The 24,379-nt window shown below is 68.9% G+C and carries 24 protein-coding genes, 1 tRNA gene and 1 pseudogene; 14 read left to right on the top strand and 12 right to left on the bottom strand.

Annotation, left to right across the window (positions count from 1 at the left end; genetic code table 11):
• The first annotated feature begins 83 nt into the window (after positions 1-83).
• Complete coding sequence (locus ACFY5A_RS00260) at positions 84-2,891, top strand: SdrD B-like domain-containing protein (protein ID WP_387231137.1); 2,808 nt, start codon at positions 84-86, stop codon at positions 2,889-2,891.
• A 104-nt stretch (positions 2,892-2,995) separates the two neighbouring features.
• On the opposite strand, the gene ACFY5A_RS00255 is transcribed toward ACFY5A_RS00260, so the two are convergent.
• Positions 2,996-3,379 carry an MmcQ/YjbR family DNA-binding protein gene (locus tag ACFY5A_RS00255; protein ID WP_387231135.1) on the bottom strand — a complete coding sequence of 128 codons (384 nt, stop codon included), beginning with the start codon at positions 3,377-3,379 and terminating at the stop codon, positions 2,996-2,998.
• A gap of 1 nt (position 3,380) precedes the next feature.
• Complete coding sequence (locus ACFY5A_RS00250) at positions 3,381-4,037, bottom strand: SOS response-associated peptidase family protein (protein ID WP_387231133.1); 657 nt, start codon at positions 4,035-4,037, stop codon at positions 3,381-3,383.
• Between the two features lie 80 nt (positions 4,038-4,117).
• Here ACFY5A_RS00250 and ACFY5A_RS00245 point away from each other — a divergent pair, with 80 nt between their 5' ends.
• Positions 4,118-5,029: a DMT family transporter gene (locus tag ACFY5A_RS00245; protein ID WP_341942556.1), complete on the top strand. Its 912-nt coding sequence runs from the start codon at positions 4,118-4,120 to the stop codon at positions 5,027-5,029.
• On the opposite strand, the gene ACFY5A_RS00240 is transcribed toward ACFY5A_RS00245, so the two are convergent.
• Positions 5,030-5,584, bottom strand: coding sequence for a nitroreductase family protein (locus ACFY5A_RS00240; protein ID WP_223586058.1), 555 nt, complete (start codon positions 5,582-5,584; stop codon positions 5,030-5,032).
• Positions 5,581-5,985 (bottom strand): peptide-methionine (R)-S-oxide reductase MsrB, encoded by a 405-nt coding sequence (msrB, locus tag ACFY5A_RS00235; RefSeq protein WP_223586059.1) that lies wholly within the window; start codon positions 5,983-5,985, stop codon positions 5,581-5,583. Before msrB ends, ACFY5A_RS00240 begins: the two co-directional genes overlap by 4 nt.
• Before the next feature lie 56 nt (positions 5,986-6,041).
• Here msrB and ACFY5A_RS00230 point away from each other — a divergent pair, with 56 nt between their 5' ends.
• The 4 genes from ACFY5A_RS00230 to groL all read left to right on the top strand — a co-directional run bounded on the left by ACFY5A_RS00230 (position 6,042) and on the right by groL (position 9,692).
• A complete protein-coding gene (locus ACFY5A_RS00230; protein ID WP_387231131.1) occupies positions 6,042-7,034 on the top strand; it encodes a DUF2332 domain-containing protein in 993 nt (330 codons plus the stop codon).
• A gap of 9 nt (positions 7,035-7,043) precedes the next feature.
• Positions 7,044-7,301 (top strand): DUF3263 domain-containing protein, encoded by a 258-nt coding sequence (locus ACFY5A_RS00225; protein WP_223586061.1) that lies wholly within the window; start codon positions 7,044-7,046, stop codon positions 7,299-7,301.
• 68 nt (positions 7,302-7,369) lie between these two features.
• Entirely contained in the window at positions 7,370-7,948 is a 579-nt protein-coding gene (locus ACFY5A_RS00220) for a LytR C-terminal domain-containing protein (RefSeq protein ID WP_308116175.1), read from the top strand.
• Positions 7,949-8,072: 124 nt separating this feature from the next.
• Entirely contained in the window at positions 8,073-9,692 is a 1,620-nt protein-coding gene (gene groL, locus ACFY5A_RS00215; protein ID WP_105675629.1) for a chaperonin GroEL, read from the top strand.
• Between the two features lie 177 nt (positions 9,693-9,869).
• On the opposite strand, the gene ACFY5A_RS00210 is transcribed toward groL, so the two are convergent.
• The 6 genes from ACFY5A_RS00210 to ACFY5A_RS00185 form a co-directional block, all read right to left on the bottom strand.
• A complete protein-coding gene (locus ACFY5A_RS00210; protein WP_105675631.1) occupies positions 9,870-10,157 on the bottom strand; it encodes a WXG100 family type VII secretion target in 288 nt (95 codons plus the stop codon).
• Between the two features lie 125 nt (positions 10,158-10,282).
• Entirely contained in the window at positions 10,283-11,983 is a 1,701-nt protein-coding gene (locus ACFY5A_RS00205; RefSeq protein ID WP_341941551.1) for a HAMP domain-containing sensor histidine kinase, read from the bottom strand.
• A 39-nt stretch (positions 11,984-12,022) separates the two neighbouring features.
• On the bottom strand, positions 12,023-12,709 hold the full coding sequence (locus ACFY5A_RS00200; RefSeq protein WP_105675635.1) for a response regulator transcription factor: 687 nt from the start codon (positions 12,707-12,709) through the stop codon (positions 12,023-12,025).
• 79 nt (positions 12,710-12,788) lie between these two features.
• On the bottom strand, positions 12,789-14,429 hold the full coding sequence (locus ACFY5A_RS00195; protein WP_387231128.1) for a DNA repair helicase XPB: 1,641 nt from the start codon (positions 14,427-14,429) through the stop codon (positions 12,789-12,791).
• A gap of 28 nt (positions 14,430-14,457) precedes the next feature.
• Positions 14,458-16,161 (bottom strand): helicase-associated domain-containing protein, encoded by a 1,704-nt coding sequence (locus ACFY5A_RS00190; protein WP_387231126.1) that lies wholly within the window; start codon positions 16,159-16,161, stop codon positions 14,458-14,460.
• 7 nt (positions 16,162-16,168) lie between these two features.
• Positions 16,169-16,438 (bottom strand): multidrug ABC transporter ATPase, encoded by a 270-nt coding sequence (locus ACFY5A_RS00185; RefSeq protein ID WP_387231124.1) that lies wholly within the window; start codon positions 16,436-16,438, stop codon positions 16,169-16,171.
• Between the two features lie 91 nt (positions 16,439-16,529).
• On the opposite strand from ACFY5A_RS00185, the gene ACFY5A_RS00180 reads away from it, so the two are divergent.
• Positions 16,530-16,910, top strand: a complete 381-nt coding sequence (locus ACFY5A_RS00180) for a cold-shock protein (RefSeq protein ID WP_105675642.1) — start codon at positions 16,530-16,532, stop codon at positions 16,908-16,910.
• Positions 16,894-17,595 (top strand): DUF3027 domain-containing protein, encoded by a 702-nt coding sequence (locus tag ACFY5A_RS00175; RefSeq protein ID WP_387231122.1) that lies wholly within the window; start codon positions 16,894-16,896, stop codon positions 17,593-17,595. The genes ACFY5A_RS00180 and ACFY5A_RS00175 overlap by 17 nt, the downstream gene beginning before the upstream one ends.
• A 72-nt stretch (positions 17,596-17,667) precedes the next feature.
• Here the strand turns inward: ACFY5A_RS00175 and serC are convergent, their stop codons facing one another.
• On the bottom strand, positions 17,668-18,780 hold the full coding sequence (gene serC / locus ACFY5A_RS00170; protein ID WP_387231120.1) for a phosphoserine transaminase: 1,113 nt from the start codon (positions 18,778-18,780) through the stop codon (positions 17,668-17,670).
• A gap of 99 nt (positions 18,781-18,879) precedes the next feature.
• Between serC and ACFY5A_RS00165 the strand changes: the two genes are divergently transcribed.
• The 4 genes from ACFY5A_RS00165 to ACFY5A_RS00150 all read left to right on the top strand — a co-directional run bounded on the left by ACFY5A_RS00165 (position 18,880) and on the right by ACFY5A_RS00150 (position 21,578).
• Complete coding sequence (locus ACFY5A_RS00165; protein WP_105675648.1) at positions 18,880-19,581, top strand: metal-dependent transcriptional regulator; 702 nt, start codon at positions 18,880-18,882, stop codon at positions 19,579-19,581.
• A 257-nt stretch (positions 19,582-19,838) separates the two neighbouring features.
• Entirely contained in the window at positions 19,839-20,651 is an 813-nt protein-coding gene (locus ACFY5A_RS00160) for a M23 family metallopeptidase (RefSeq protein ID WP_105675650.1), read from the top strand.
• Positions 20,652-20,969: 318 nt separating this feature from the next.
• Entirely contained in the window at positions 20,970-21,467 is a 498-nt protein-coding gene (locus ACFY5A_RS00155; protein WP_105675652.1) for an HNH endonuclease, read from the top strand.
• A gap of 34 nt (positions 21,468-21,501) precedes the next feature.
• Positions 21,502-21,578 (top strand) — tRNA-Arg (locus ACFY5A_RS00150).
• Positions 21,579-21,606: 28 nt separating this feature from the next.
• On the opposite strand, the gene ACFY5A_RS00145 is transcribed toward ACFY5A_RS00150, so the two are convergent.
• Positions 21,607-23,358: a 2-isopropylmalate synthase gene (locus ACFY5A_RS00145; RefSeq protein WP_387231118.1), complete on the bottom strand. Its 1,752-nt coding sequence runs from the start codon at positions 23,356-23,358 to the stop codon at positions 21,607-21,609.
• Positions 23,359-23,410: 52 nt separating this feature from the next.
• Here ACFY5A_RS00145 and ACFY5A_RS00140 point away from each other — a divergent pair, with 52 nt between their 5' ends.
• Both ACFY5A_RS00140 and ACFY5A_RS00135 read left to right on the top strand, forming a co-directional pair.
• Positions 23,411-24,079, top strand: coding sequence for a FadR/GntR family transcriptional regulator (locus tag ACFY5A_RS00140; RefSeq protein ID WP_105675656.1), 669 nt, complete (start codon positions 23,411-23,413; stop codon positions 24,077-24,079).
• Positions 24,076-24,363: pseudogene (locus ACFY5A_RS00135) on the top strand (ATP-binding cassette domain-containing protein); the annotation flags it as partial. The gene ACFY5A_RS00140 and the pseudogene ACFY5A_RS00135, both read left to right, overlap by 4 nt.
• Positions 24,364-24,379: the final 16 nt, after the last annotated feature.

Here is a 24,379-nt window from a genome sequence, read left to right as displayed (position 1 = left end):
TGGGAATCGTCGCACCGGCTCAGGGCGCCATCGGTGATGGCTCCCTGACAGTCGAGGTCAATCGGGACTTCTCCGGGGATGGCGTGTTCGACGCTGCATTCGATCCGGGGCAGCAGGGAGTCTCCGTCACCGTCACCGATGGGGCCACGGTCGTCGGTCCGCTGACGACGGATGCCGAAGGGCGCGCCGTCGTCGACCTCTCCCTCTTTGCAGGGTCTCGATTCCGCATCGACGTCGCCGTCACTGATCCGTCGCTCGACTATCTTCGCCCGGCACCCGCCGCGACGGCTGCGACTCCGAACGCCTTCCGCAGCACGACGACCTTCGTCGGCCCGGGAACGCAGACCGTTCACGTCGGGGTCTGGAACCCCGCCACGTACGTGCCGAGAAATCCTCAAGTCGCGCTCGTTCAGCAGATGTCGCGTGGCGCGACCGGCGCCAGCAGGTCGATCATGCTCACCAGCTGGAACAACCGTGGTCCGCTCGGTGCCGTTCCCGTGGGCGCGGTCCCCGACAACACCGGCGGAATCGCGGACATCGCGACGCAGGCTGAGACGGGCAGCGTGTTCGCCACAGCCTGGGACTACCGTCGAGATGCACTCTTCACGGCGGCGTACGCCAAGGCCTACACCGTGTACGGCCCAGGCGGCAGTGGAGGCATCTACCGCACCGACACCGCCGCATCGGGCGCTTCTGGACACACGGTCCTCTGGGCGACCGTGCCCGACAGCGGCACGTCCGCCCATCAGACCACTGCGGGCCGGGACGACGCGTTCTTCCTCGCCAATGGGCGCGAGGGGCTCGGTGGACTCGCCCTCTCCGAAGACGGACAGACGCTTTACGCCGTGAATCTGAACAATCGGTCCCTCTACACCTACGACTCAGCAGCCCCGGCGCCGGCATCTCCGATCGGGGCCACGCCGATCGCCGACCCAGGGTGCGTCGGCGGCGAATGGCGCCCGTTCGCCGTGACCGTGCGGGACGGCGAGGTCTATGTCGGCGGAATCTGCGATGCGTCGACGAGCCTCGCACGTGCTGATCTCGCTGTGCACATCCTGCGCCTGGACGGAGGAGCGTTCGCTCCGTTCTACACGCACGGGCTGACCTTCCCCAGAGGCAGCCAGGACTATCCCGACCCGGTTCCGAATCTGACCGACCCTGAGGTCGCCACGCACTGGAACCCGTGGCGGAACACCTGGGACGCCGATATCGCGGCGTACTCAGCGGCACGCATGCCGCTGTACCCGATGCCCTTGCTCACGACGTTCGCCTTCGAGAACGACGGCTCGCTCATCCTGTCCTTCAGGGACCGCAAGGTGGATGCGATCGTCGCGAACGGCTTCGGCCCCGACGGGACGACGCCGACAGGTACCCATGTCAGCGGAGGCGATCTCAACAAGGTGTGCATGGTCGACGGCATCTTCCAGTGGGAGGGGACCGGAGGATGCGCGAACAACGCGACCCCGGCGAATTCCGGCGGGCAGCCCGCAGAGAACGTGGAGTTCTTCCCTGGCGAGTTCATGCTCGGCGCCAGTCGCTATCCCGAGAACACGGTCAGCCACACTGAGAACTCTCTCGGGGCCGTGCTGCTGAGCCCACGAGAAGCGGACATCGCAGCGACGACGATGAATGCGACGTCCCTGTTCAACACCAACGGGGTGGGTTTCTATGACAGAGCAACAGGCGCGGGCCCTGGCAACGACTGGGAGACGAGGGGTCTGCTCGTCGCGGGAAACACCACGAGGAACTTCGGAAAGGGCAACGGCCTCGGAGCGATCAGCATGCTCGCCGCTCCCGCACCGTTGCAGATCGGCAACCTCGTCTGGTTCGACTCCGACAATGACGGCGAGCAGGACGCGAGCAGCGCTGAGCCGGCGATCCCCGGCGCGACGGTGCGATTGCTGAGCGCTGACGGCACCACAGTCCTCGCGACGACGACGACCGACGCGAACGGCGAGTACTATTTCGGCGGCGAGGGAGGGTTCGCCCTCGAACCGAACGGCGACTACATCGTGGAGTTCGATCTGACGGGGATCGATCCTGCGACGTTGCCGGGGGCTCCAGGACTCGGCGACCTGCGGTTCACCAGGGTTCAGGATGCAGCGGCGGGAACGGAGCACGACTCGAATCCGAGTCCCACGGACGTGCCGCTCATCGGCCGCGCACCGGTGACAGCGCCGGGAGTCGGCGGCGTGGACCACTCCATAGACGCCGGCATCTGGGCGCAGCGCGCCGGAATCGACCTCGTGAAGTTCGACGGGAGAGCTGAAAGCCCCGAGAACCCCGTCGACGGGCCGGATCCGGTGAACGGGGAGTACGGCGGACCGACGACCGGTGAGTGGCCCGTTCAGACGGATGCGGATACGGCCGAGGCGGCCGTATCCTATCCGGTGACGGCCGGGAGCACAGGAACGCAACCGGTGGGCGTGATCGTGACGAACACCGGGACCCTATCGCTGATCGATATCGATGTGTCGGATCTGACCCTCGACGGCCCGGCGCTCACGGACTTCTCATGCGACTTCTCGACGCTCGGTGGACCATCGGCGGGCACGACCTGGGCGGGACCGTTCGAACCGGGCGCCGAGTTCAGCTGCTCCGGAACACTGGAGATGGGATACGAGGACACTCATCACGACATCGCCTCAGTCGTCGCTCAGCCCGTCGGGGAGCAGGGCGAGGTCGTGGGAGCACCGATCGGCGACGAGGACGGGTTCTGGGCCGCGACGCCGAAAGCGCCTGTCATCTCCGTTCCGGGCGGCGGTACTCCTCCCTCGACAGGCGGCCTCGCGAACACGGGCGGCACGATGAGCCCGATCGCCGTGCTGCTCGCGGTCGGAGCATTGGGCGGCGGAATGCTCCTCCTCCTCTCGCGGCGTCGTCGAACGTGACGCGACGCAACTGATCGACTGCCGTGACGGGTTGGCGCGGCGAGAAGACTCCGGTCTGCTCGCTGCGCTGTTCCCTCGCGATGGATCGTGACCGCGCGGAGGGATCAGAGGGACTGCCGACCGAAGATCGCCGGGTCGACCGGACGCTGCGCTCGCGGCAGCTTCTCGACCACGAGGAGGTACGACTCCGTCACCAGCTCGGGGATGAGATCCGCCTCCAGCGATGGCCCGGGCAGCAGCGTGATCCAGTGCTTCTTGTTCATGTGGTAGCCCGGGACGATGTCGGCGAACGTCTCCCGCAGGGCCACCGCATCATCGGGGTGAGATTTCAGCGTCACCCGTCCCGTGCCGTCGAGAGGGGTCAGCAGGAACACCCTGCCGCGGACCTTGAACACGTCCCACTCCGGGCCGAACGGGTTCTCCCGCTCCGACCCGGGGAGCTCATCGGCGCGCGCGGACGCCAGGGCGATCAGTTCTGCGGCATCCATGTCAGAAGAGCCGGTCCGTGCCCTTGTCGTCGGCACGGGGCACCGCGACGACCCGCTCATCGAGGGATGCCGCCGCCAGCAGCGCCTCGTCGATGAGCTCGCGGTCGCCCTGCGCGCGCAGCCAGTCCTGAGCGAACGCGGTGGGGATGAGCACGGGCATCCGGTCGTGGATGCCGACCAGGTGCGCGGGTGCAGGGCGCATGACGATCGAGTAGCACGTGTACCACTCGCCGTCGTCTGTGCGACCGCGCTGTGTGACGGCGGCCATGCCGAAGATCCCGCCGCCGTCGAGCCCGAACTCGTGCCAGACCCGTTCGGGCTTCTTGAGCTCGTACCATCCCGTCGCCGGAACGAGCGCGCGCGAGCGGAGGCTGCCGGGGCGCTCCTGGAGCCGTTCCGATCGCGTGTTGATGGACGGGAACCTCGCGGGCTGGCCGTCGACAAGGAAGCCCCACCACGCCGGTTCGACGGCCGTCGAGCCGTCGTCGTCGAGGAGGATCGGATTGAGGTTGCGGAGGTTCCTCCCGGTGGGGCGCACGGTCTCGCCGGCGTTGCGGTCGGCCCAGGTGCGCAGAGCGTCGAGCACCGCCTGCTCGGCGGAGTCGAGCAGATCGTCGCTGTCGGTGAACCGGGGGTCAAGGCCGTAGCTCGCGCACATGCTGCCAGAGTAGCCCCGGCCCCCGACACGGGCTCGGGTAGGGTCGACAGGTGATCGAGAAGCGCTCCCTGTCCGCCCCGCTGGCACTCGGCGGAGCGGTCGCGATCGGCGTGATGACGGCCGTCCAGGCCCGCGTCAACGGCGTGCTCGGCGTCGAGGTGGACAACGGGATCGTCGCCGGATTCATCTCGTTCTCCGTCGGACTCCTCGTGCTCGTCGTCGTGATCCCGTGCATCCCGTCGGCCCGCCGTGGCGCGGTGCGGCTGTGGACGGGCGTCCGCGGAGGCACGATCCCGTTCTGGATGCTGCTCGGCGGCGCCTGCGGCGCGCTCACCGTCTCCACCCAGGGCATCACCGCCGGAGTCCTCGGCGTCTCGCTCTTCACCGTGGGCGTCGTCGCGGGGCAGACGCTGCACGGCCTGGTGCTCGACCGCATCGGATTCGGCCCGGCCGGTGTCGTGGCGGTGACCCCTGGGAGGGTCCTCGGAGGGGCGCTGGCCCTCGCCGCCGTCGGCATCTCGCTCTCCGGCGACGTCCTCTCCACCGCGCCGCTGTGGATGCTCCTCCTGCCGTTCGCGACAGGGGTCGGCATCGCCTGGCAGGCCGCGACCAACGGCAGGCTCGCGCAGCGCGTGCAGTCGCCGATCACGGCGACGCTGATGAGCTTCATCGCCGGGACCGTGGCCCTCGCGCTCGCCGCGGGCGTCAGCATCGCCGTCAGGGGGATGCCGCAGCCGCCGCCCGCCGAGCCGTGGCTGTACCTCGGCGGATTCCTCGGCTTCGCCTACATCCTGCTCGGGGCCTTCATCGTCGCGCACACCGGGGTGCTCCTGATGGGGCTCGGCTCCGTGCTCGGTCAGCTCACGGCATCCGTCGTCATCGATCTGATCTGGCCGGTGGAGGCGGGTCCCGCTCTCTGGCAGCTCGCGGCGATGGTCGTCGTCGCCGTCGGATCGGTCGTCGTGGCCGTGCCGCGTCGGCGCGCGCGCTGACTACTTCTTCTTGTCCTTCTTCTTCGGCATCCGCGTCACGAGCTTGCGCGCGTCGACGGGCTTGCGCCGACCGGGGCGCTTGCCCGCAGGCTTGCCGCCGACGTAGAGCCAGCCGAGCAGCTCCTCGTCCTTGCCGAGACCGTGCGCCTTGGCGACGGCCTTGGAGCGCGTGTAGTGGCCGGTGCGCCACAGGACGCCCCACCCCGCCTCGTCCAGCAGCAGGCTCAGCGTGTGGGCCACACCGGATGCCACGGCCTCCTGCTCCCACCGCGGCACCTTGTCGCTCTTGCGGTAGCTGGCGACCACGGCGATCAGCAGCGGCGCGCGCAGCGGCTTGGACGACGGCGACTTGTCGCCCTCGGCCTTCGCGATCGCCGCACCCAGCACCTCGCGGTCGGCGCCGCGGAGCTCGATCAGACGCCAGGGGCGCAGCGACGAGTGGTCGGCGACGCGTCCGGCGGCCGCCACGAGCTGCAGCAGCTCCTCGCGGTTGGGCGCGAGCTCGGTGACCTTGGACCAGGACTGACGGGAGCGGACCGCCTCCAGCGCGCTCACTCGGCGTCCGGGGTGAAGTTCAGGGCGATCGAGTTCATGCAGTAGCGGTCGCCGGTGGGCGTTCCGAACCCGTCGGGGAAGACATGCCCGAGGTGCGAGCCGCAGTGCGCGCAGCGCACCTCCGTGCGGACCATGCCGAGCGTCGTGTCCTCGATGAGCTCGACGGCCTCCGGACGGATGGACTCGTAGAAGCTCGGCCACCCGCATCCGGAGTCGAACTTCGTGCCGCTCTTGAACAGCTCCGCACCGCACGCACCGCACGTGTAGAGGCCAGCGCGCTTCTCGTCCAGCAGCTCGCCGGTCCAGGCGCGCTCGGTCGCCGCCTCACGCAGCACGGCGTACTGATCCGCGCCGAGCTCGTCGCGCCACTCTTCTTCTGTCTTGTCCACGCTGTACGCCATGCCTCCATTCTCGCGCGTCCGGCTGTGAACGGGGTCCGCCGCGACAGAATGGACGGATGACGGATGCCGTGCAGGAGCGCTACGCCCGATTCGCCGAGCAGGAGGCGCCAGGTCGGAGCGATCTCTACGCCGAGTGGGCGCTCGGGGTCGCCGGCGACCCGGCGGTGCGTGACGTGCTGTCGCGCATACCCGAGAACCGTCGCCAGCCGCCGCTGGTCTTCGCCGTCACGCGGATGCTCGGCGCGGATCTGACCGCGTACGGCGCCTGGCGGGGGTTCGTGCTCGCGCATGCCGAGGAGATCGTCGCGGAGTGCACGGGGAGACGGCTCCAGACCAACGAGCCCCTCCGCCTCGCGCCGCTGCTCCCCGTGCTCAGCGAGATCGAGGGCCCCATCGCGCTGCTCGAGATCGGCGCCTCGGCAGGGCTCTGCCTGTATCCCGACCGGTACTCCTATCGGTTCGTCGACGGAGAAGGGATGCTGCGGCGATCTCTCGACCCGGTGGACGGCCCGTCGGCCGTCGTGCTGGAGAGCGTGATCGACGGTGGGATTCCACCCCTGCGCCTGCCGGAGGTCGTGTGGCGCGCCGGCATCGACCTCGCGCCCCTCGACGCGTCCGACGAACGCGATCGCCGCTGGCTGCAGGGCCTCGTCTGGCCGGGGGAGGAGGGGCGCGAGCATCGCGTCACGGCGGCGCTCGACATCGCCGCATCCGACCCTCCGCACCTCATCGCCGGTGACGCCCTGGAGCGGATCGACGCGCTCGCCGCGGAGGCGCCGGACGGTGCGACGCTCGTCATCACCACCCCCGGCGTGCTGGTGCACATCCCCCGGGAGCAGAGGCTCGCGCTCGTCGAGGCCATCCGCGCGCTCCCGGCCAGATGGATCACCATCGATCCGCCGGCTCTCCTCGATGTCTGGGAGCCCCCCGTCGACGACGGATCCTGGAGCGGTTTCGTCGTCGCGCTGGACGGCAGGGTGCGGGCCGCGGCTGATCCGCTCGGACGATGGTGGGAGTGGCGCGGCGGCGATGGCGTCGCGGCGATCTAACCTGTTCTCATGCTGGGAGAGATGACCGAGCGCGATCGTGCGATCCTCGCGTTGGAGACCGTGTGGCCACGGCACAGCGGCGCGAAGGAAGAAGTGATCCGCGCGCAGCTCGGCATGAGCTCGGCGCGCTACTATCAGCTGCTCGGTCGGCTGATCGACTCCGACGCCGCTCTGGCGTACGACCCGATGCTCGTCGGCAGGCTCCGTCGGATCAGGGAGTCCCGTGCGCTGCAGCGCTCGGCCAGGACTCCCGGCTTCGTCGGCTGAGTCCGCGGTTTCGGACGCCGCCGCCGTCGTGATGCGGACGCACAGGCGGGTGCCGCTAGCATCGAGTGGTGTCCAAGCCCACTCGTGACCGATTCGACGACGTCCCCCACTCCGCAGGACGTGTAGGAGCGCATCGCGCCGAAGCCCCCGGCATGAACGGCTGGGTCGTGCTGCTCTGGTCGTTCGTGGCCGCGCTGGTGCTGATCATCGCAGGCATCTTCGGCTCGCTCGTGGTCATGGGCCGCATCACGCTCTTCCCCGAGGCCGTGCCGTCGTCGACGCCGACGCCGGTCGAGACCGGTGTCGTCGACACCGCCTACTCGGTGATGATCCTGAACGCGACTCCGGAGGAGGGCCTCGAGGCTCAGATCCGGGCGAAGCTCATCGACAGCGGATGGACCGCCGACAAGGTCTCCGCCACCGAGAGCGCCAGCAAGGACTTCGCCACGACGACCGTGTACTACGTCGACGACGCGGACGAGCTCGCGGCCATCGGGCTCGCCAACCTCATCGGCGGAGCGGACGTGCAGAAGAGCGACTTCTACGCCTCCATGAACGAGACCGGGGGCAAGCAGCTGACCGTCGTCATCGGCCTCGACCGCTCGTCCTCCGCCCCGGCCACCACGGAGGAGACTCCGGCCCCCTGATCGGTCGGCGGCGCACCCTCCTCGCGGCTTGCACTCGAAGGTGTCGAGTGCCAGAATGGCGTTAGCACTCTCTCACTCTGAGTGCTAAACCCAACGTCTACGTCCAGGAGGGACGACAAAACTCATGGCAAAGATCATCGCTTTCGATGAGGAGGCCCGCCGCGGCCTCGAGCGCGGCCTCAACATCCTCGCCGACGCGGTCAAGGTGACCCTCGGCCCGCGTGGCCGCAACGTCGTGCTCGAGAAGAAGTGGGGCGCCCCCACCATCACGAACGACGGCGTGTCCATCGCCAAGGAGATCGAGCTGGACGACCCGTACGAGAAGATCGGTGCGGAGCTCGTCAAGGAGGTCGCCAAGAAGACCGATGACGTCGCCGGCGACGGCACCACCACCGCCACGGTCCTCGCACAGGCCCTCGTCCGCGAAGGCCTGCGCAACGTCGCGGCCGGCGCCGACCCGATCTCGCTCAAGCGCGGCATCGAGAAGGCCGTCGCGGCGATCACCGAGGAGCTGCTGAGCAGCGCCAAGGAGATCGAGTCCAAGGAGCAGATCGCCGCCACGGCGTCCATCTCCGCAGCCGACCCCGCGATCGGCGAGCTCATCGCCGAGGCGATCGACAAGGTCGGCAAGGAGGGTGTCGTCACCGTCGAGGAGTCGCAGACCTTCGGCACCGAGCTCGAGCTCACCGAGGGCATGCGCTTCGACAAGGGCTACCTGAACCCCTACTTCGTGACGGACCCGGAGCGCCAGGAGGCTGTCTTCGAGGACCCGTACATCCTCATCGCGAACCAGAAGGTCTCCAACATCAAGGACCTCCTGCCCATCGTCGACAAGGTGATCCAGGACGGCAAGGAGCTCGTCATCATCGCCGAGGACGTCGAGGGCGAGGCTCTCGCGACGCTCGTGCTGAACAAGCTCAAGGGCATCTTCAAGTCGGTCGCCGTCAAGGCTCCCGGCTTCGGCGACCGTCGCAAGGCGCAGCTGCAGGACATCGCGATCCTCACCGGCGGACAGGTCATCACCGAAGAGGTGGGCCTCAAGCTCGAGAACGCCACGCTCGACCTGCTCGGCCGTGCGCGCAAGGTCATCGTCACCAAGGACGAGACCACGATCGTCGAGGGTGCGGGCGAGGCGGAGCAGATCGAGGGTCGCGTGACCCAGATCCGTCGCGAGATCGAGAACACCGACAGCGACTACGACCGCGAGAAGCTGCAGGAGCGCCTCGCCAAGCTCGCCGGCGGCGTCGCCGTCATCAAGGCGGGCGCGGCCACCGAGGTCGAGCTCAAGGAGCGCAAGCACCGCATCGAGGACGCCGTCCGCAACGCGAAGGCAGCCGTCGAGGAGGGCATCGTCCCCGGTGGTGGCGTCGCGCTCATCCAGTCGGGCACCAAGGCTCTCGACGCTCTCACCCTCACGGGTGACGAGGCGACCGGTGCGAACATCGTTCGCGTCGCGATCGAGGCTCCGCTGAAGCAGATCGCTCTCAACGCCGGTCTCGAGCCGGGTGTCGTCGCGAACAAGGTCGCCGAGCTGGCCTCGGGTCACGGCCTGAACGCTGCGACCGGCGAGTACGTCGACATGTTCGCAGCGGGCATCATCGACCCGGCCAAGGTCACGCGTTCGGCTCTGCAGAACGCGGCGTCGATCGCCGGCCTCTTCCTCACCACCGAGGTCGTCGTCGCCGACAAGCCCGAGAAGGCCGCCGCCCCCATGGGCGACCCGTCCGGTGGCATGGACTTCTGATCCACACCAGCCGCACTGACAGGAACGCCCCGGCCTCGGCCGGGGCGTTCCTGCATTCCAGGGGGTGTCGGAACAGGCGTGTCGGAACTGGCATGTCGGAACAGGCGCGTCTGAACTGGCGCGTCTGAACTGGCGTGACTGAACCTCCACCCGGGAACAGGCAGGGGGCAGGTCGCCTCAGCGGAACAGGCCGGCCGAGTACTGGTCGGCATCCGCGTACTGCGTCGCGGCGCCGCCCAGCCGGCTGCCGATCGCGTCGAGGGTCTCTTCGACGTGACGGGCGGCGCCGTGCCACTCCTCAGCGCAGCCCTGGAACGCGTTGGACGCGGTGCCGATCCAGGACGACTGCAGTTGAGCGAGCTGCGCCATCAGGGTCGCTGACTCGCTCCGCAGACGCTCCATGGTGGCTCGTGCGGCAGCCTCTGCCGCGCGGACGGCCTCGGTGTCGACGGTGAAGACGGACATGGGTTCTCCTCTCGTTGGAGTCTCCGACGCTACGAGAGGCGGGGCGAGGGCAGTCGTGCTGGTCTCGCCCTTCCACGGGGCCTGTGCGCAACCCACAAGGTCACACCTTTGTGCAGGAGCACTGCTCAGAGGTCGAGCGGCTCCAGAGGCTGCGTGTCCTCCAGCAGGTGCTCAGGTGTCGCACGCGAGGGGGCGAGGGGGAACGTGACGGTGAAGGTGGCGCCGCCACCCGGCGTCTCGGACACCGTGACGCTGCCGTGCAGTGCCTTCACGATCGAGGCGACGATGGCCAGGCCCAGACCGGAGCCGCCCGTCTCCCGCGCTCGCGAGGTGTCGGCACGCCAGAAGCGCTCGAAGATCTGCTCGCGGATCTGCGGAGGGATGCCCTCGCCGTGGTCGACGATGGCGATGGAGCCCGTTCCGAGCATCCGATCGGCATCCACGACGATCTCGATCGGGCTGTCCTCGGAGGAGAACCGGCGGGCGTTGCCGAGGAGGTTCGCCACGACCTGGCGGACCTTGTTCTCCTCTCCCAGGATGATCGGGGGCGTGCGCACGGGCACGTCAGCCACCTCGGTGAAGTCGATCGCCGGCATCTGCTCGGTCGTGGTGCGGGGGCGACGGCGCAGCCTTGCGAGAGTGGCGCGCGAGAGACCACGGGGCGCGGACTGCTGCGCGGCGGGCGTCACGGGGATGCTCCGGGTCGGCGTGCTCAGCCGCGCCTTCAGGGTCTCGTCGACGACGGTGATCGTGCGACCGGGGGCCGCCGCCCGCACATCGAGAGCGGCGTCGCGGGCGATCGGGCGGAGGTCGAGGGGCACGATCTCGAGCTCGCGCTCGTCGTCGAGTCGGGCGAGAGCGAGGAGGTCCTCGACGAGAACGCCCATCCGGATCGCCTCCTTCTCGATGCGCTCCATGGCCCGCGCCGTGTCCTCCTCGCCCTTGATCGCGCCCATCCGGTAGAGCTCCGCGTAACCGCGCACACTCACGAGGGGGGTGCGCAGCTCATGGCTGGCGTCTCCGATGAAGCGGCGCATGTGCTGCACCGTGCGGTCGCGCTGAGCGAGGGAATGGTCGGCCCTGTCGAGCATCGCGTTGATGGCGGCGTTGAGCCGGCCGACCTCGGTCGTGGGCTCGAGGTCGGTGAGGCGCTGGCTGAAGTTGCCGGCCGCGATCGACATCGCTGTGGACTCGACCTGACTGAGGCGCCGGAACGTCAGGGTCACGAGTCCGCGGATGAGGAGAGCGGCGATCACGATGGTGATCAGGGCGACGGTGATGTAGATGCCGAAGAACTGGCTGATGATGCGGTCGGCGGCCGACAGCGGCATCGCCACGAGCTGGATGCGGACGGCGCCGCCCGAAACGGGCACGTTCGCGACGGCGGCATGGAAGCTCGTCCCCTTCGTCCCGTCCAACGGGAAGGTGACATCGCCCTTCGCGAGCGCCTCCTGCAGCGAATAGCTCGACGGGAAGATCGGCGAACCGCTGGACGTCGTCGTGTTGCCGGTCGTGCCCCGGAGGACTCCCTCGCCGTCGTACACGGCGAGGAAGAAGTCCCTCGGCGTCTCCTGTGACTGGGTGTACGTCGTCACCCCGTCGTCGGTTGTCGTCACCTCGAAGTAGCGTGAGACGAGATCCGACGAGGCGAGCGACGGAAGCTGGGAGTCGATGTTGCCGATCAGCGTGCCCCGCAGGATCGGCACCGTCCCGAGCCCTGCGACGAGCAGGCCGAGGGCGAGGACGGCCACCGTGACGCCGGTGACCTTGGCGCGCAGGCTGATCGCCCGCCACCAGCGGGTCACCGCGTCAGGCTTCCTCGCCATGCGGTCCTCCACGGGTGGCGTCATCGAGCGGTCGGCTGCTTACTTGCCGACCTTGAGCATGTAGCCGAAGCCGCGCTTGGTCTGGATGAGCGACTCCTCGGTGTGCGGGTCGATCTTGCGGCGGAGGTACGAGATGTAGCTTTCCACGATGCCGGCGTCGCCGTTGAAGTCGTACTCCCAGACGTGGTCCAGGATCTGCGCCTTCGACAGCACGCGGTTGGGGTTGAGCATGAGGTAGCGCAGCAGCTTGAACTCGGTGGGGCTCAGCTCGATCGACTCCTTGCCCACCTGCACGTCGTGCGTGTCCTGGTCCATCGAGAGCTCACCGGCGCGGATGATCGACTCCTCATCGGCCTGCATGGTGCGGCGGAGGATGGCCTGTGCGCGGGCGACGATCTCATCGAGGCTGAACGGCTTGGTGACGTAGTCGTCGCCGCCGGCGTTGAGGCCCTCGATCTTGTCCTCGGTACCGTCCTTCGCCGTGAGGAAGAGGATCGGCGCGGTGAAACCCGCGCCGCGCAGCCTCTTGGTGACGCTGAACCCGTTCATGTCGGGCAGCATCACGTCGAGGATGATGAGGTCGGGCTCCTCTTCCAGCACCGCCGAGATGGTGGCGGCGCCGTTGGCGACCGTCTTCACCAGGAACCCGGCGAAGCTGAGGCCGGTGGAGAGGAGGTCGCGGATGTTCGGCTCGTCGTCGACGACCAGGATGCGCGGTGCTGTCATGTCCCCATTATGGTGACTCGGGCGATGCTCTGCCTGATTATCCGCCGGAGCGGCGGGTCAGGGTGCGGCGAGGGGCCGATCAGGCGGCGATGGCGTCCGCATCCATGATCGTGTAGCTGTACCCCTGTTCGGCGAGGAATCGCTGCCTGTTCTGGGCGTAGTCCTGATCGATCGTGTCTCGGGCGACGAGCGTGTAGAAGCTCGCCGTGTGGCCGGACTGCTTGGGACGCAGCAGGCGCCCGAGTCGCTGGGCCTCCTCCTGGCGGGAGCCGAACGAGCCGGACACCTGGATCGCGACCGACGCCTCAGGCAGATCGATCGAGAAGTTCGCGACCTTCGACACGACGAGCAGCTGGATCTCGCCGACGCGGAACTGCCGGTACAGCTCCTCGCGCTCGTCGATCGGCGTCGCGCCGGTGATCTGCGGGGCGTTCAGCGCCTCCGACAGCGTGTCGAGCTGGTCGAGGTACTGGCCGATCACGAGGATCTGCTCGCCGGGGTGCTTGGCGATCAGCTCGCGCACCGCCTCGGTCTTCGCCGGGGCGGATGCCGCCAGCCGGTACCGCTCGTCGTCGGTGGCCGCGGCGTACTCCAGCCGGTCGCTCGGCGGCAGGTCCACGCGCACCTCGTAGCAGACGGCCGGGGAGATGAAGCCCTGCGCCTCGATCTGCTTCCAGGGCGCGTCGAAGCGCTTGGGGCCGATCAGGCTGAAGACGTCGCCCTCGCGCCCGTCCTCCCGGACGAGCGTGGCGGTGAGGCCGATGCGACGGCGCGCCTGGAGGTCGGCGGTGAGCTTGAAGACCGGGGCGGGCAGGAGGTGCACCTCGTCGTAGACGATGAGGCCCCAGTCGAGCGCGTCCAGCAGCGCGAGGTGCGCGTACTGCCCTTTCCTCTTGGCCGTGAGGATCTGGTAGGTCGCGATGGTGACGGGCTTGACCTCCTTGGCCTGGCCCGAGTACTCGCCGATCTCCTCCGGTGTGAGGCTCGTGCGCTTGAGGAGCTCGTCGCGCCACTGGCGGGCGGACACCGTGTTGGTCACCAGGATCAGCGTGGTCGTCTTGGTCGCGGCCATCGCCCCGGCGCCGACGATCGTCTTCCCCGCGCCGCAGGGGAGGACCACCACGCCGGAGCCGTCCTTGGAGAAGGCGTCGACGGCATCCTGCTGGTAGGGGCGGATCTGCCACCCGTCCTCGGCGAGGTCGATCTCGTGCGGGGTGCCGGGGGTGTAGCCGGCGAGGTCCTCGGCCGGCCAGCCGATCTTCAGCAGCTCCTGCTTGATCTGTCCGCGTGCCCAGGCGTCGACGACGAAGGTGTCTGGTGCCGGGTGGCCGATCAGCAGCGGCTGGATGCGCTTGTTGCCCGCCACCTGGGTGAGCACAGCAGGGTCGGAGGAGCGCAGGATGAGCGTGCCCTCCTCGTCGCGCTCGATGACCAGACGGCCGTAGCGGTTCACGGTCTCGCGCAGATCGACGGCGACCGACGGCGGCACGGGGAAGCGCGACCAGCGATCGAGCGTCTCGAGCATGTCCTCGGCGGTGTGCCCGGCGGCCCGGGCGTTCCAGAGGCCGAGCCTGGTGATCCGGTAGGTGTGGATGTGCTCCGGGGCGCGCTCCAGCTCGGCGAAGATCGCCAGCTCGTGCCGGGCGCTCTCGGCATCCGCGTGGGCGACCTCGAGCAGGACGGTGCGATCGCTCTGGACGATCAGGGGGCCATCAGACATAGCTGACCAGTTTACCGCCCGTCCCCGCTCAGGGGGCCACGACGGTCGCGGAGCGGATGCTGGATACGGGGAGCGTCCGCTCCACGTCGGCAGCCCGATCGCGTCCCCGCAGGCGGCCGCCCCCGAGGCCCGTGGCCTCCAGGAGGAGATCCCTGGTCGAGCCGTCCGGCATGCCGACGGTCACCTGCAGCACCGCTCTGGCCCGTACGGCGGCCTCCAGCTCACGATCCAGCCATGCGGCATCCGCGTCAGGGCCCTGTCGGGTCCGCAGCGCGGCGATGAGGATCGAATGGTCCGGCTGCTCCGGCGTCGAGGCCTCGACGAGCGGATAGCGGTCGCCGGTGAGCACGGTCCCGTGCTCGTCGACCGGGGTCGCGGGATAGCGGGCATCGGTGAGCGCCCAGTAGACGGTGTCTCGCCCGACGCGCGTGGTGAGCGAGTCGACGTGCTTCGCGAGGGCGAGCGGTCGCAGGCCCTGATCGATCGCCATCGCCTGGATGAGGGTCTGGTCGTCGCTCTCGATCCGGGTGCGGCCCGTCTCGGGATCCGTCGACACCCTGACCAGACCGTGGCGCTGTGCCGTCTGTGCCACGAGGTAGCGCAGCGGCTGCGGGATGCCGGTGAGCGAGAGGTCTTCGAGGAAGCCGATGATCGACTCCTCCGTCTCGCCGCTGACGAGGGCCCGAGCGATGGACTCGCCGGTGAACCGGTAGGAGGAGGCCTGCGCGGCGGACTCGCGGGCCGCGATGGCACGCAGCCTCACGTCGAGCGCGGGGGCGAGCGGGCCGGGTGAGATGGCCGTGAGGTCGTTCTGCAGGAAGATGCGGTCGACCTCGGCCGGAAGCAGCTCGGCGAGTGCGGTCGCGTCGGGGGCGAGGCCGGCGCGCACGGGCTCGGCCCACATCGGCTCGGTGCCGTCGTCGGCGATCAGCCCGAGCAGCCGGGCGCGCTCGCCCAATGCGGCGCTGCGCTCGGGCCAGCCGGCGTCCCAGGGATGCGCGAACGTCCACGACGCCGGAGGCAGGTACCCGCCTGCGGGGGTGCGGATGCCGCGGGGCAGCGTGCGCAGGAAGCCCGAGACCAGGTCGCTCCAGCGGGCGGCCGCCGACGAGCGCAGCCACTCCTCTGCGGTCGTGGTGGTGCGAAGTCGCCTGTCGTCCGCCAGAGCCAGCCGCGCATCGACCGCAAGGGCGACCAGGGGGTCGACGGCGTCGGCGGGGATGCCGTTCTCCGCCAGCTGCTTCCTCTCACCCGCGCTGATGCCGCCGCCCGAGAGGAGCCCGAGGGGGTTCTCTCTCGCCAGGAGCAGCAGATCGGCGACGGCCGCGACGGTCGTGAAGGCGCGCTCGGCGGCGTGCGCGGACGCGGCCTGATCGGATGGTGAGAGTGCTGTCTCGGGTACCGGAGCGGGAGCGGGGCGGTCCAGGACAGCGGAGGCGACCGGGGCGAACGTCGTGCCGTCAGGGCGAAGCAGCGCGAGGGCGATCAGGGTCTCGCGCTCGGCGCCCGCGTCTCCGCCGTGCGCCGCGTGCGTGAGGGCGGAGGCCTCCGCGGTGGTCAGCTGCGGCAGGATGCGCGAGAGCGATCCTGCGTCGAGCAGCGCCTCGGCGGCGTCGAAGAAGTCCTGCCAGCCGGCATCCGTCCGCACGCCGCGCGCACGGAACAGCGTCTCCAGCTCGTCGTCGCTCGCCGCGGCCAGCCATTCGGCCAGTGGTCGGGCGTGCGCGCTCATGTCCGCCTCAGGGCCGCGATGCCGCGCGACCCTTCCGGATGAAGCTCATCACCAGCAGGACGATGATCAGCACGAACGCGACCGGGAGGCCCCAGTAGGGGATCGCGGCGATGAACGGCCAGGCGCCGCCGCCGAAGTCATCCTGCTTCATGCCGATCGCCGTGCCGATGATGATGGCGAAGAAGCAGATCACGGATGCCGCGGCGAGACCCAGCGCGGTGAACGCCAGGAGGCGATCGACCGGGCGGACCTCGGGTTCGGGATTCTGCGCGCTCATCCTTCTCAGCCTACTGCGTCGCCGACCGGTAGGCTTGAGGGGGCCGCCCGAGGGTGTGCCTTCTTTCCGTACGATTCAGCGAGGTTTCCCCATGCCCACCGGCAAGGTCAGGTTCTACGACGAAGACAAGGGTTTCGGCTTCATCGCCTCCGATGACGGCCAGGACGTCTTCCTGCACGCATCATCCATGCCCGCGGGCACGGTCGTGAAGGCGGGTGCTCGCGTGGAGTTCGGGGTCGCCGACGGCAAGCGCGGACTCCAGGCTCTCTCCGTGCGCGTGCTCGAGGCTCCGCCGAGTCTCGCCAAGGCGAAGCGCAAGCCCGCCGACGACATGGCCATCATCATCGAGGACCTCGTGAAGCTGCTCGACGGGATGGGCGGGGACCTCCGCCGTGGCCGCTACCCCTCCTCCTCGCACGGGCGCAAGATCGCCGCCGTGCTCCGCAAGGTCGCTGATGACCTCGAAGCCTGACGCCGACCAGCGTCTCCTCGACGCCCATGATCTCGCGCTGAACGCTCTGCGCGAGATCACTCCGGCGTCGTCCATCGGGCCCGCGGCGGGCTACCTTCCTGAAGAGGACGGCTCGGTTTCGCTGCGGTTCGAGAATCGTCTTCCCGGATACCCCGGCTGGTACTGGACCGTCACGGTCGACCGGGTCGACGACGAAGAGCCCACCGTGCTCGAAGTGGAACTGCTCCCCGGTGACGGCGCGCTGCTCGCGCCGGAATGGGTGCCGTGGGCCGAGCGCCTCGCCGAGTATCGCGCGCACCAGCTCGAACTCGCCGAGCAGGCCGCCGCTGCGGCGGTCGACGCGGATGGCGACATCGTCGACGCCGAGGAGATCGAGGACGCCGACGACGAGGATGCTGACGACGACATCGACGACCTCGACGAGGACGAGCTGATCGAGGAGGCGCGTGTCCTGCACGCGGGCGACCTCGACGGCGTCGACATCGACGAGCTCGACGACTCCGTCGATGACGACGATGAGTCGGATGACGATGACGACGACTCGGATGATGACGAGTCTGACGACGATGACGACGATGAGTCGGATGACGACGATGACGACGACGAGTCGGATGACGATGACGAAGACGAGTCTGACGACGATGTGACCGACTCCGAGGGCCGAGGGTCCGACGAAGAGGAGTGATCTCCGTCAGGAGCATGTAGAAGGGGGCCGCGTGAACACGCGGCCCCCTTCTTCTTTCGTCTCAGGCGGCGCTCAGGCGCTCTGGTGCTCCAGCACGTAGTCCAGGGCGCGGGTCAGCTGACGCACGTCGTCGGGCTCGATGGACACGAAGGTGGCCACGCGGAGCTGGTTGCGCCCCAGCTTGCGGTACGGCTCGGTGTCGACGATGCCGTTCGCCCGCAGGGTCTTCGCGATCGCGGCGGCGTCGATGCTCTCGTCGAAGTCGATCGTGACGACGACGGGGGAGCGGTGCGCGGGGTCGGTCACGAACGGCGTCGCCACCGATGTCGCCTCGGCCCAGTCGTAGAGCACACCGGATGACTCCGCCGTGCGGGCGGCGGCCCAGGACAGCCCGCCGTTCGCGAGGATCCAGCGGAGCTGGCTGTCGAGCAGATGCAGCGTCGTGAGCGCGGGAGTGTTCAGCGTCTGGTTGAGGCGGGAGTTGTCCACCGCGTTCTTCAGGCTGAGGAACTCGGGGATGTAGCGGTCGGATGCCGCGATCCGCTCGATCCGCTCGATCGCGGCGGGGGAGACCGCGGCGAACCAGAGACCGCCGTCGGAGCCGAGGTTCTTCTGCGGCGCGAAGTAGTAGACGTCGGCCTGCGCGGCGTCGAAGTCGATGCCGCCGGCCGCGCTGGTCGCATCGATCACGGTGAGAGCACCGTCTGCGGCGACGCGCTCGATCGGGGCGGCGACGCCCGTGGAGGTCTCGTTGTGCGGCCAGGCGTAGACGTCGATCCCGTCGACGACCTCGGCGGCCGAGCGGGAGCCGGGCGCCGACGTGCGCACGTCTGGGGCCTCCAGCCAGGGGGCCGCAGCGGCCGCGGCGAACTTGCCGCCGAACTCGCCGAACACCAGGTTCTGGCTGCGGCGCTCGATCAGGCCGAAGGCCGCGGCATCCCAGAACGCCGTGGATCCGCCGTTGCCGACGACGATCTCGTAGCCCTCGGGAAGACGGAACAGCGCGGCCAGCTGCTCGCGCACACTGCCGACGAGGTTCTTCACCGGCGCCTGGCGGTGCGAGGTGCCCAGCAGTCCTGCTCCGGCGGCGAGCAGCGCGTCGAGCTGCTCGGGGCGCACCTTTGAGGGGCCGCATCCGAAGCGGCCGTCAGCGGGCAGGAGGTCTCGGGGAATCTCGATCGCCATGGGTCGATTCTAGGGTGCGCGCTCTCCGGGGTTTCGCCGCATGACGCCTCGATGTCCCCGCGGGAATGTAGGCTTGCCTAAGAAGACCCGGAGGGCCAGATGACGGACTTGATCGACACCACGGAGATGTATCTCCGCACCATCCTCGAACTCGAGGAGGAGAACATCGTGCCGCTGCGCGCTCGCATCTCCGAGCGTCTGGGGCACTCGGGGCCCACGGTCTCGCAGACGGTCGGGCGCATGGAGCGCGACGGTCTCGTCGTCGTCTCCGAGGACCGCACCCTCGAGCTCACCGAATCCGGACGCCGCAAGGCGGTCGACGTGATGCGCAAGCACCGTCTCGCCGAGCGCCTGCTCTCCGACGTGATCGGCCTCGACTGGGCCTACGTGCACGAAGAGGCCTGCCGCTGGGAGCACGTGATGAGCGAGCAGGTCGAGCGCCGCCTGGTCGAGCTGCTCGGCCACCCCACGGAGTCGCCGTACGGCAACCCGATCCCCGGACTGGACCAGCTCGGAGACGTCCCCGCCCGCACGTTCGACGAGGGCGTGATCGGTCTCGTGCAGAAGCTCAACGCGGCAGGGGAGCCCATCAAGGGCACGGTGCGTCGTCTCGCCGAGCCCGCTCAGGTCGACCCCGAGCTCCTCGAACAGCTCAGGGATGCGGGCGTCGTGCCCGGCGCCGAGGGCGACTACCGCTTCAACGAGGGCTACGTGCTGATCCAGATGGACGGCAAGGACGAGGGGCTCGAGCTCCCCGTCGAGCTCGCGTCGCACATCTTCCTCGTCGGCGAGCCCAGCTGACCCCGCCGACGGATCACCGTTGACCCCGCCCGGAGGATTAACAGGTTCTCGGGGTGACACGACCGTTATCTTCCGGTAACCTCGGACAGGTCGTCAGCGAAGAAGCCCGTTGACGGTTACCCGCGAGGATCGCCTTCCAGGCTCGTCGTCTTCACGGTAGGAACGCACAAAGTACCCCGAGCTACATTCGTGCCACGAGAACAGAGTGCCGACGAGCCAGCGCTACCCGAAGCGTGCAGGCGCAGGAGGATTACGTTTTGGCCGCAGACATCGAACCGCCCCTGAAGACAATCGAAGACCGCGCAGTCGCCCGTCGCGGCGACGCTCGCGGCCCGGCCCGCAAGGTCGTCAAGCCGCTCCGTTCGGTCGTGATCTTCGGAGCGGTCGGCGCTCTGGTGGCGGCTGTCGCCCTTCCTGCATACGCATCGTCGAAGCCCGCCGACACCGCGGCCACCCTGCAGCAGCTCGCGGCGGAGGATGCGCAGTCGCTCGTCGTCGCGTCCGTGGCCACGTCGGCTCCTCTCGAGCACGGCAGCTTCACCGCCACCACGCCGGAAGAGATCGCGAAGAAGAAGGCTGAGGAAGAGGCTGCTGCCCGTGCGGCGGCAGCGGCGAAGACCGCCTCGGTCGCCACAGGCGTCGATCTCAGCAAGTACGCACTCGTCTCCCCGGGATCGGGTGAGGTGCGCTATCCGCTTCCGCAGGGCTCCTACACGGTGAGCCGCACCCTCGGCGGTGCGCACAACGGCGCCGACATGTGCGCCCCCGCGATGACGCCGATCTACGCGGCGGCCGCCGGCGTCGTGCGCGTGTCCTCCGAGAACTACTACGGCTACGGCGTGGGCATCGTCATCGACAGCGTCGTGGGCGGTCAGCGTCTCGAGACCACCTACGGGCACATGACCTACGGCACTCGCCAGGTCGAGGTCGGCGCGACGGTCGCAGCCGGGCAGCTCATCGGATTCGTCGGCAGCACGGGTCGATCGACCGCGAACCACCTGCACTTCGAGGTCAAGGTGAGCGGAACCCTGCAGGAGCCGATCGGCTGGCTCGCCGCCAACGCCGGCTGATCCACGGCATCCATCGCTGACACGCCTTCGGGCGTTCACCCTCTGTTTCGCCCTGCACCCCGTGGAATGGGTTAGCCTGAACCCGTTGTCGCACTGACGGGAGAGGCTGATGGAACGAATACCGAGCATCCGCACCATGGATGCCCTCGGTCGTCACGTCCTTCAGCATCGGCCGCAGGGATGCCACGGCGTTGCCGTGCGCGAAAGGCGCTGTCTGTAGACAGCGCCTTTTTTCATCCCCGCGTCCACTCGATCATCGTGCGGCTCGTGTGAGTCGAGAGTGCCGGGAAGCCGTCCCGGCGGATCGAGAGGATGATGATGCGCACACTTGTCTTGAACGCCGGATACGAGCCCCTGGCCATCGTGTCCTTCAAGAGAGCCCTGGTCCTTGTCATGAACGACAAGGCCACGGTGATCGAGAGGGTGGACGACGATCCCGTCTGGGGGAGTCACGGCGTCTACGATCGACCGGCGGTCATCATCCTGTCGCGCTATGTGCGCGTTCCGCTCAGCAGGCGCGCGCCGGTGACGAGACGGGGCGTGCTGCGCCGGGACAACCACCGGTGCGGTTACTGCGGCAAGGCGGCGTCCACGATCGACCATGTCCTCCCTCGTTCCCGCGGCGGTGCGGACTCCTGGGAGAACCTCGTCGCCTGCTGCCTGCGCTGCAACAACGTGAAGAGCAACCGCACGCCGCAGGAGATGCACTGGGAGCTGCGGTTCACGCCGCGCCCTCCGCACGGCACGTCGTGGACGGTCCGGGGTTCCGAGCGCAGCGACCCGCGCTGGGAGCCGTACCTCGCCCTCGCCGCGTAAAGGGTGCTCGGCGGTTCCCGTAGAATCGTCGTAGGCCCTCGTAGCTCAGCAGGATAGAGCAGCCCTCTCCTAAAGGGCAGGTCGCAGGTTCGAATCCTGTCGAGGGCACCACGACGACGCAACCGGACGGCGCAGCGCGTCAGCCGACCGCCGCCCGCAGGACTGCCGCGAAGGTGGCGTCGAGCACGGACCTGGCGCGGCCGGCGGCCCATCCGCTCTCCGTTCCGATGCGGTACTCGATCAGGGTGAGCGCATCGCTGTCGCTTCCGTGTCCGATGCTGGTCTGGTGCAGCGAGAGCACGTCCACCTGGATGCCGCCGCTCGCCAGCGCGGCGATGAGGCTCTCCACGGGGCCCACCCGATCCGTGCGGTGCACGATGTCGACGCCGTCGATGCGCAGCGTGATCTCGGTCTGCCCGTCGTCGACGCGGTAGTGCGCGAGCTCCGGCGTTGCCGCCGCGCCGCCGTCGACGTAGCTCTCCGTGAACAGGGCCCAGAGCTTTTCCGCGGAGAACTCGGCTCCTGCGGCATCCGCCCGTGCCTGCACCCGGCGGGCGAAGTCGATCTGCAGCCGCCGGGGGAGCTCGACTCCGTACCCGGTCTCCAGCAGGTAGGCGATCCCGCCCTTGCCCGACTGCGAGTTCACCCGGATCACGGCGTCGTAACCGCGTCCGAGATCGGCCGGGTCGATCGGCAGGTAGGGCACGCGCCAGGCGAGATCCTTCTCGGCCACGCCCTCGTGCGCGGCGCGCGCACGGTGCTCGGCGAGGCCCTTCCTGATCGCGTCCTGATGCGTGCCGCTGAACGCCGTGTGCACGAGATCGCCGACGTAGGGATGCCGCGCGTGCACCTCGATGCCGTTGGAGTGCTCGACCGTGCGGCGGATCTCGTCGATGTCGGAGAAGTCGATCATCGGATCGACGCCTTGCGCGTGCAGGTTGAGCGCGAGAGTGGCGATGTCGACGTTGCCCGTGCGCTCACCGTTGCCGAAGATGCATCCTTCGACCCGTTGGGCGCCGGCGAGCACGGCGAGCTCGGCGCAGGCGATTCCGGTGCCGCGGTCGTTGTGCGGGTGCACCGAGAGGATGACGCCGTCGCGCCTCGCGAGGTTGCGGTGCATGTACTCGATCTGGTCGGCGTAGACGTTCGGCGAGGCGATCTCGACGGTCGCGGGCAGGTTCAGGATGACGGGTCGTTCCGGCGTCGCGTCCCAGAGCGTGGTCATGGCGTCGCAGACGTCGAGCACGTAGTCGGGCTCGGTCAGGTTGAAGACCTCGGGCGAGAACTCGAAACGCACGTTCGAGTGGTTTCCGGCGAGTGACAGCACGTCGCGCCCGGCATCGAGGATCAGTTCTTTGAGGTCGGCACGGGATCGCCCGAGCACGACATCGCGCCAGATGGGTGCGGTCGCGGTGTAGACGTGGATGACGACAGGGTTGCGGATGCCGTCGACCGAGGCCACCGTTCGCTCGATGAGGTCGGTCCTGGCGGCGGTGAACACGACGATCGTGACGTCCTCGGGGGCCAGGTCGGTCTCGGCGAGGAGCCGGACGAAGTCGAAATCGGTCTGCGAGGCGGAGGGGTAGCCGACCTCGATCTCCTTGTAGCCCATCGCGACCATGAGCTCGAAGAAGCGACGCTTGCGGGCCGGGTCCATCGGCTCGGCGAGGGCCTGATTCCCGTCGCGCAGGTCGACGGGCACCCACAGCGGGGCCGCGGTGAGCCGGCGCATCGGCCAGCTCCGCTCGGCGAGGGGGAGCGGGACGCGGTCGTGGACGGGGAGGTAGCGGTGCGACGGCATCTGCGAGCCGCGCTGGCGGTTCCAGTGCGGTGCGTCGGCGGGCACCGGCCCTGATGGCGTGGACAGAGTGGGGAACGTGCGGGAGGTCATGCCTGAAGAACGTAGCAACTCCTCAGACAAGTTGACAAGTTATACTCGGGGCATGGCACAGATCCAGCGCACTCCGCTCGCCGATCAGGCGGCGGATCTCCTCCTCGACCGCATCCGCTCCGGTGAATGGCAGCTCGGGCAGAAGCTCCCGGGAGAGACGACGCTCGCGCCACAGCTGGGTGTGGGGCGGTCCACGGTCCGCGAGGCCATCCGTCAGCTCGCAGGGCGAGGAGTGCTCGCGACCCGTCAGGGCGCCGGCGTCTTCGTGACAGCGCTCGATGCGCCGGAGGACTGGGATGCCGTGCTGCGCCGAGCGGACATCGTCAGCGTGATCGAGGCGAGGATCGCGATCGAGTCCGAGGCGGCGTCGCTCGCGGCCTCCCGCCGCACTGCGGCGGATGTGCGTGCGATCCGGCGGGCTCTCGACCACCGCGGCGCCGCGGTCTCCAGCATCGAGGAGCACGTCGACGCCGACACGGCCTTCCACCGCACGATCATGGCGGCGGCGCACAACCCGATCCTGCTCGACCTGTTCGACGGTCTGACTCCGCGACTGCGTCAGACGATGGTCGAGATGCTGCGGATCCGCGTGGATTTCGGGGGAGCGGAGGACCACGAGCGGCATGTCCGTCTCGCCGCCACCGTGATCGATCGCGACGCGGACGCCGCCGCCGCGGAGAGCCGCAGCCACCTGATCGCGCTGAAGGCGGCGCTCGCGTGACCGTCGAGGTGCTGCGGCTCGACGGGGTGACCTTCCGACGCAACGGGAAGGAGATCCTGCACGGCATAGACCTCCGGGTAGGGGCCGGGGAGCACTGGGCGCTGCTCGGTCCGAACGGTGCGGGAAAGAGCACGATCCTCGGGTTCTGCGGGGCGCAGACCCACCCCACCTCGGGAACGGTCGACGTTCTCGGCCGACGACTGGGGCGCGTCGACATGCAGGAGCTGCGCCGTCACATCGGCCACGTGAATCCGCGGCATCCGATCCGCTCCGACCTGACCGTCCTCGACGTCGTGCTCA

This window comes from Microbacterium sp. NPDC012755 (assembly GCF_042901325.1).
Lineage (GTDB): Bacteria > Actinomycetota > Actinomycetes > Actinomycetales > Microbacteriaceae > Microbacterium > Microbacterium natoriense.
This window is presented reverse-complemented; position numbering and strand designations above follow the sequence as displayed.

Excerpts from the sequence above, each read along its gene's own strand:
- ACFY5A_RS00175 (WP_387231122.1), top strand. The coding sequence starts at position 16,894 with ATGACCTCGAAGCCTGACGCCGACCAGCGTCTCCTCGACGCCCATGAT.
- ACFY5A_RS00140 (WP_105675656.1), top strand. The coding sequence starts at position 23,411 with ATGGCACAGATCCAGCGCACTCCGCTCGCCGATCAGGCGGCGGATCTC.
- ACFY5A_RS00145 (WP_387231118.1), bottom strand. The coding sequence starts at position 23,358 with ATGACCTCCCGCACGTTCCCCACTCTGTCCACGCCATCAGGGCCGGTG.
- ACFY5A_RS00255 (WP_387231135.1), bottom strand. The coding sequence starts at position 3,379 with ATGGATGCCGCAGAACTGATCGCCCTGGCGTCCGCGCGCGCCGATGAG.
- groL (WP_105675629.1), top strand. The coding sequence starts at position 8,073 with ATGGCAAAGATCATCGCTTTCGATGAGGAGGCCCGCCGCGGCCTCGAG.
- ACFY5A_RS00195 (WP_387231128.1), bottom strand. The coding sequence starts at position 14,429 with ATGTCTGATGGCCCCCTGATCGTCCAGAGCGATCGCACCGTCCTGCTC.
- ACFY5A_RS00200 (WP_105675635.1), bottom strand. The coding sequence starts at position 12,709 with ATGACAGCACCGCGCATCCTGGTCGTCGACGACGAGCCGAACATCCGC.
- ACFY5A_RS00165 (WP_105675648.1), top strand. The coding sequence starts at position 18,880 with ATGACGGACTTGATCGACACCACGGAGATGTATCTCCGCACCATCCTC.
- ACFY5A_RS00230 (WP_387231131.1), top strand. The coding sequence starts at position 6,042 with ATGACGGATGCCGTGCAGGAGCGCTACGCCCGATTCGCCGAGCAGGAG.
- ACFY5A_RS00185 (WP_387231124.1), bottom strand. The coding sequence starts at position 16,438 with ATGAGCGCGCAGAATCCCGAACCCGAGGTCCGCCCGGTCGATCGCCTC.
- ACFY5A_RS00205 (WP_341941551.1), bottom strand. The coding sequence starts at position 11,983 with ATGGCGAGGAAGCCTGACGCGGTGACCCGCTGGTGGCGGGCGATCAGC.
- serC (WP_387231120.1), bottom strand. The coding sequence starts at position 18,780 with ATGGCGATCGAGATTCCCCGAGACCTCCTGCCCGCTGACGGCCGCTTC.
- ACFY5A_RS00210 (WP_105675631.1), bottom strand. The coding sequence starts at position 10,157 with ATGTCCGTCTTCACCGTCGACACCGAGGCCGTCCGCGCGGCAGAGGCT.
- msrB (WP_223586059.1), bottom strand. The coding sequence starts at position 5,985 with ATGGCGTACAGCGTGGACAAGACAGAAGAAGAGTGGCGCGACGAGCTC.
- ACFY5A_RS00250 (WP_387231133.1), bottom strand. The coding sequence starts at position 4,037 with ATGTGCGCGAGCTACGGCCTTGACCCCCGGTTCACCGACAGCGACGAT.
- ACFY5A_RS00190 (WP_387231126.1), bottom strand. The coding sequence starts at position 16,161 with ATGAGCGCGCACGCCCGACCACTGGCCGAATGGCTGGCCGCGGCGAGC.
- ACFY5A_RS00155 (WP_105675652.1), top strand. The coding sequence starts at position 20,970 with ATGCGCACACTTGTCTTGAACGCCGGATACGAGCCCCTGGCCATCGTG.
- ACFY5A_RS00180 (WP_105675642.1), top strand. The coding sequence starts at position 16,530 with ATGCCCACCGGCAAGGTCAGGTTCTACGACGAAGACAAGGGTTTCGGC.
- ACFY5A_RS00225 (WP_223586061.1), top strand. The coding sequence starts at position 7,044 with ATGCTGGGAGAGATGACCGAGCGCGATCGTGCGATCCTCGCGTTGGAG.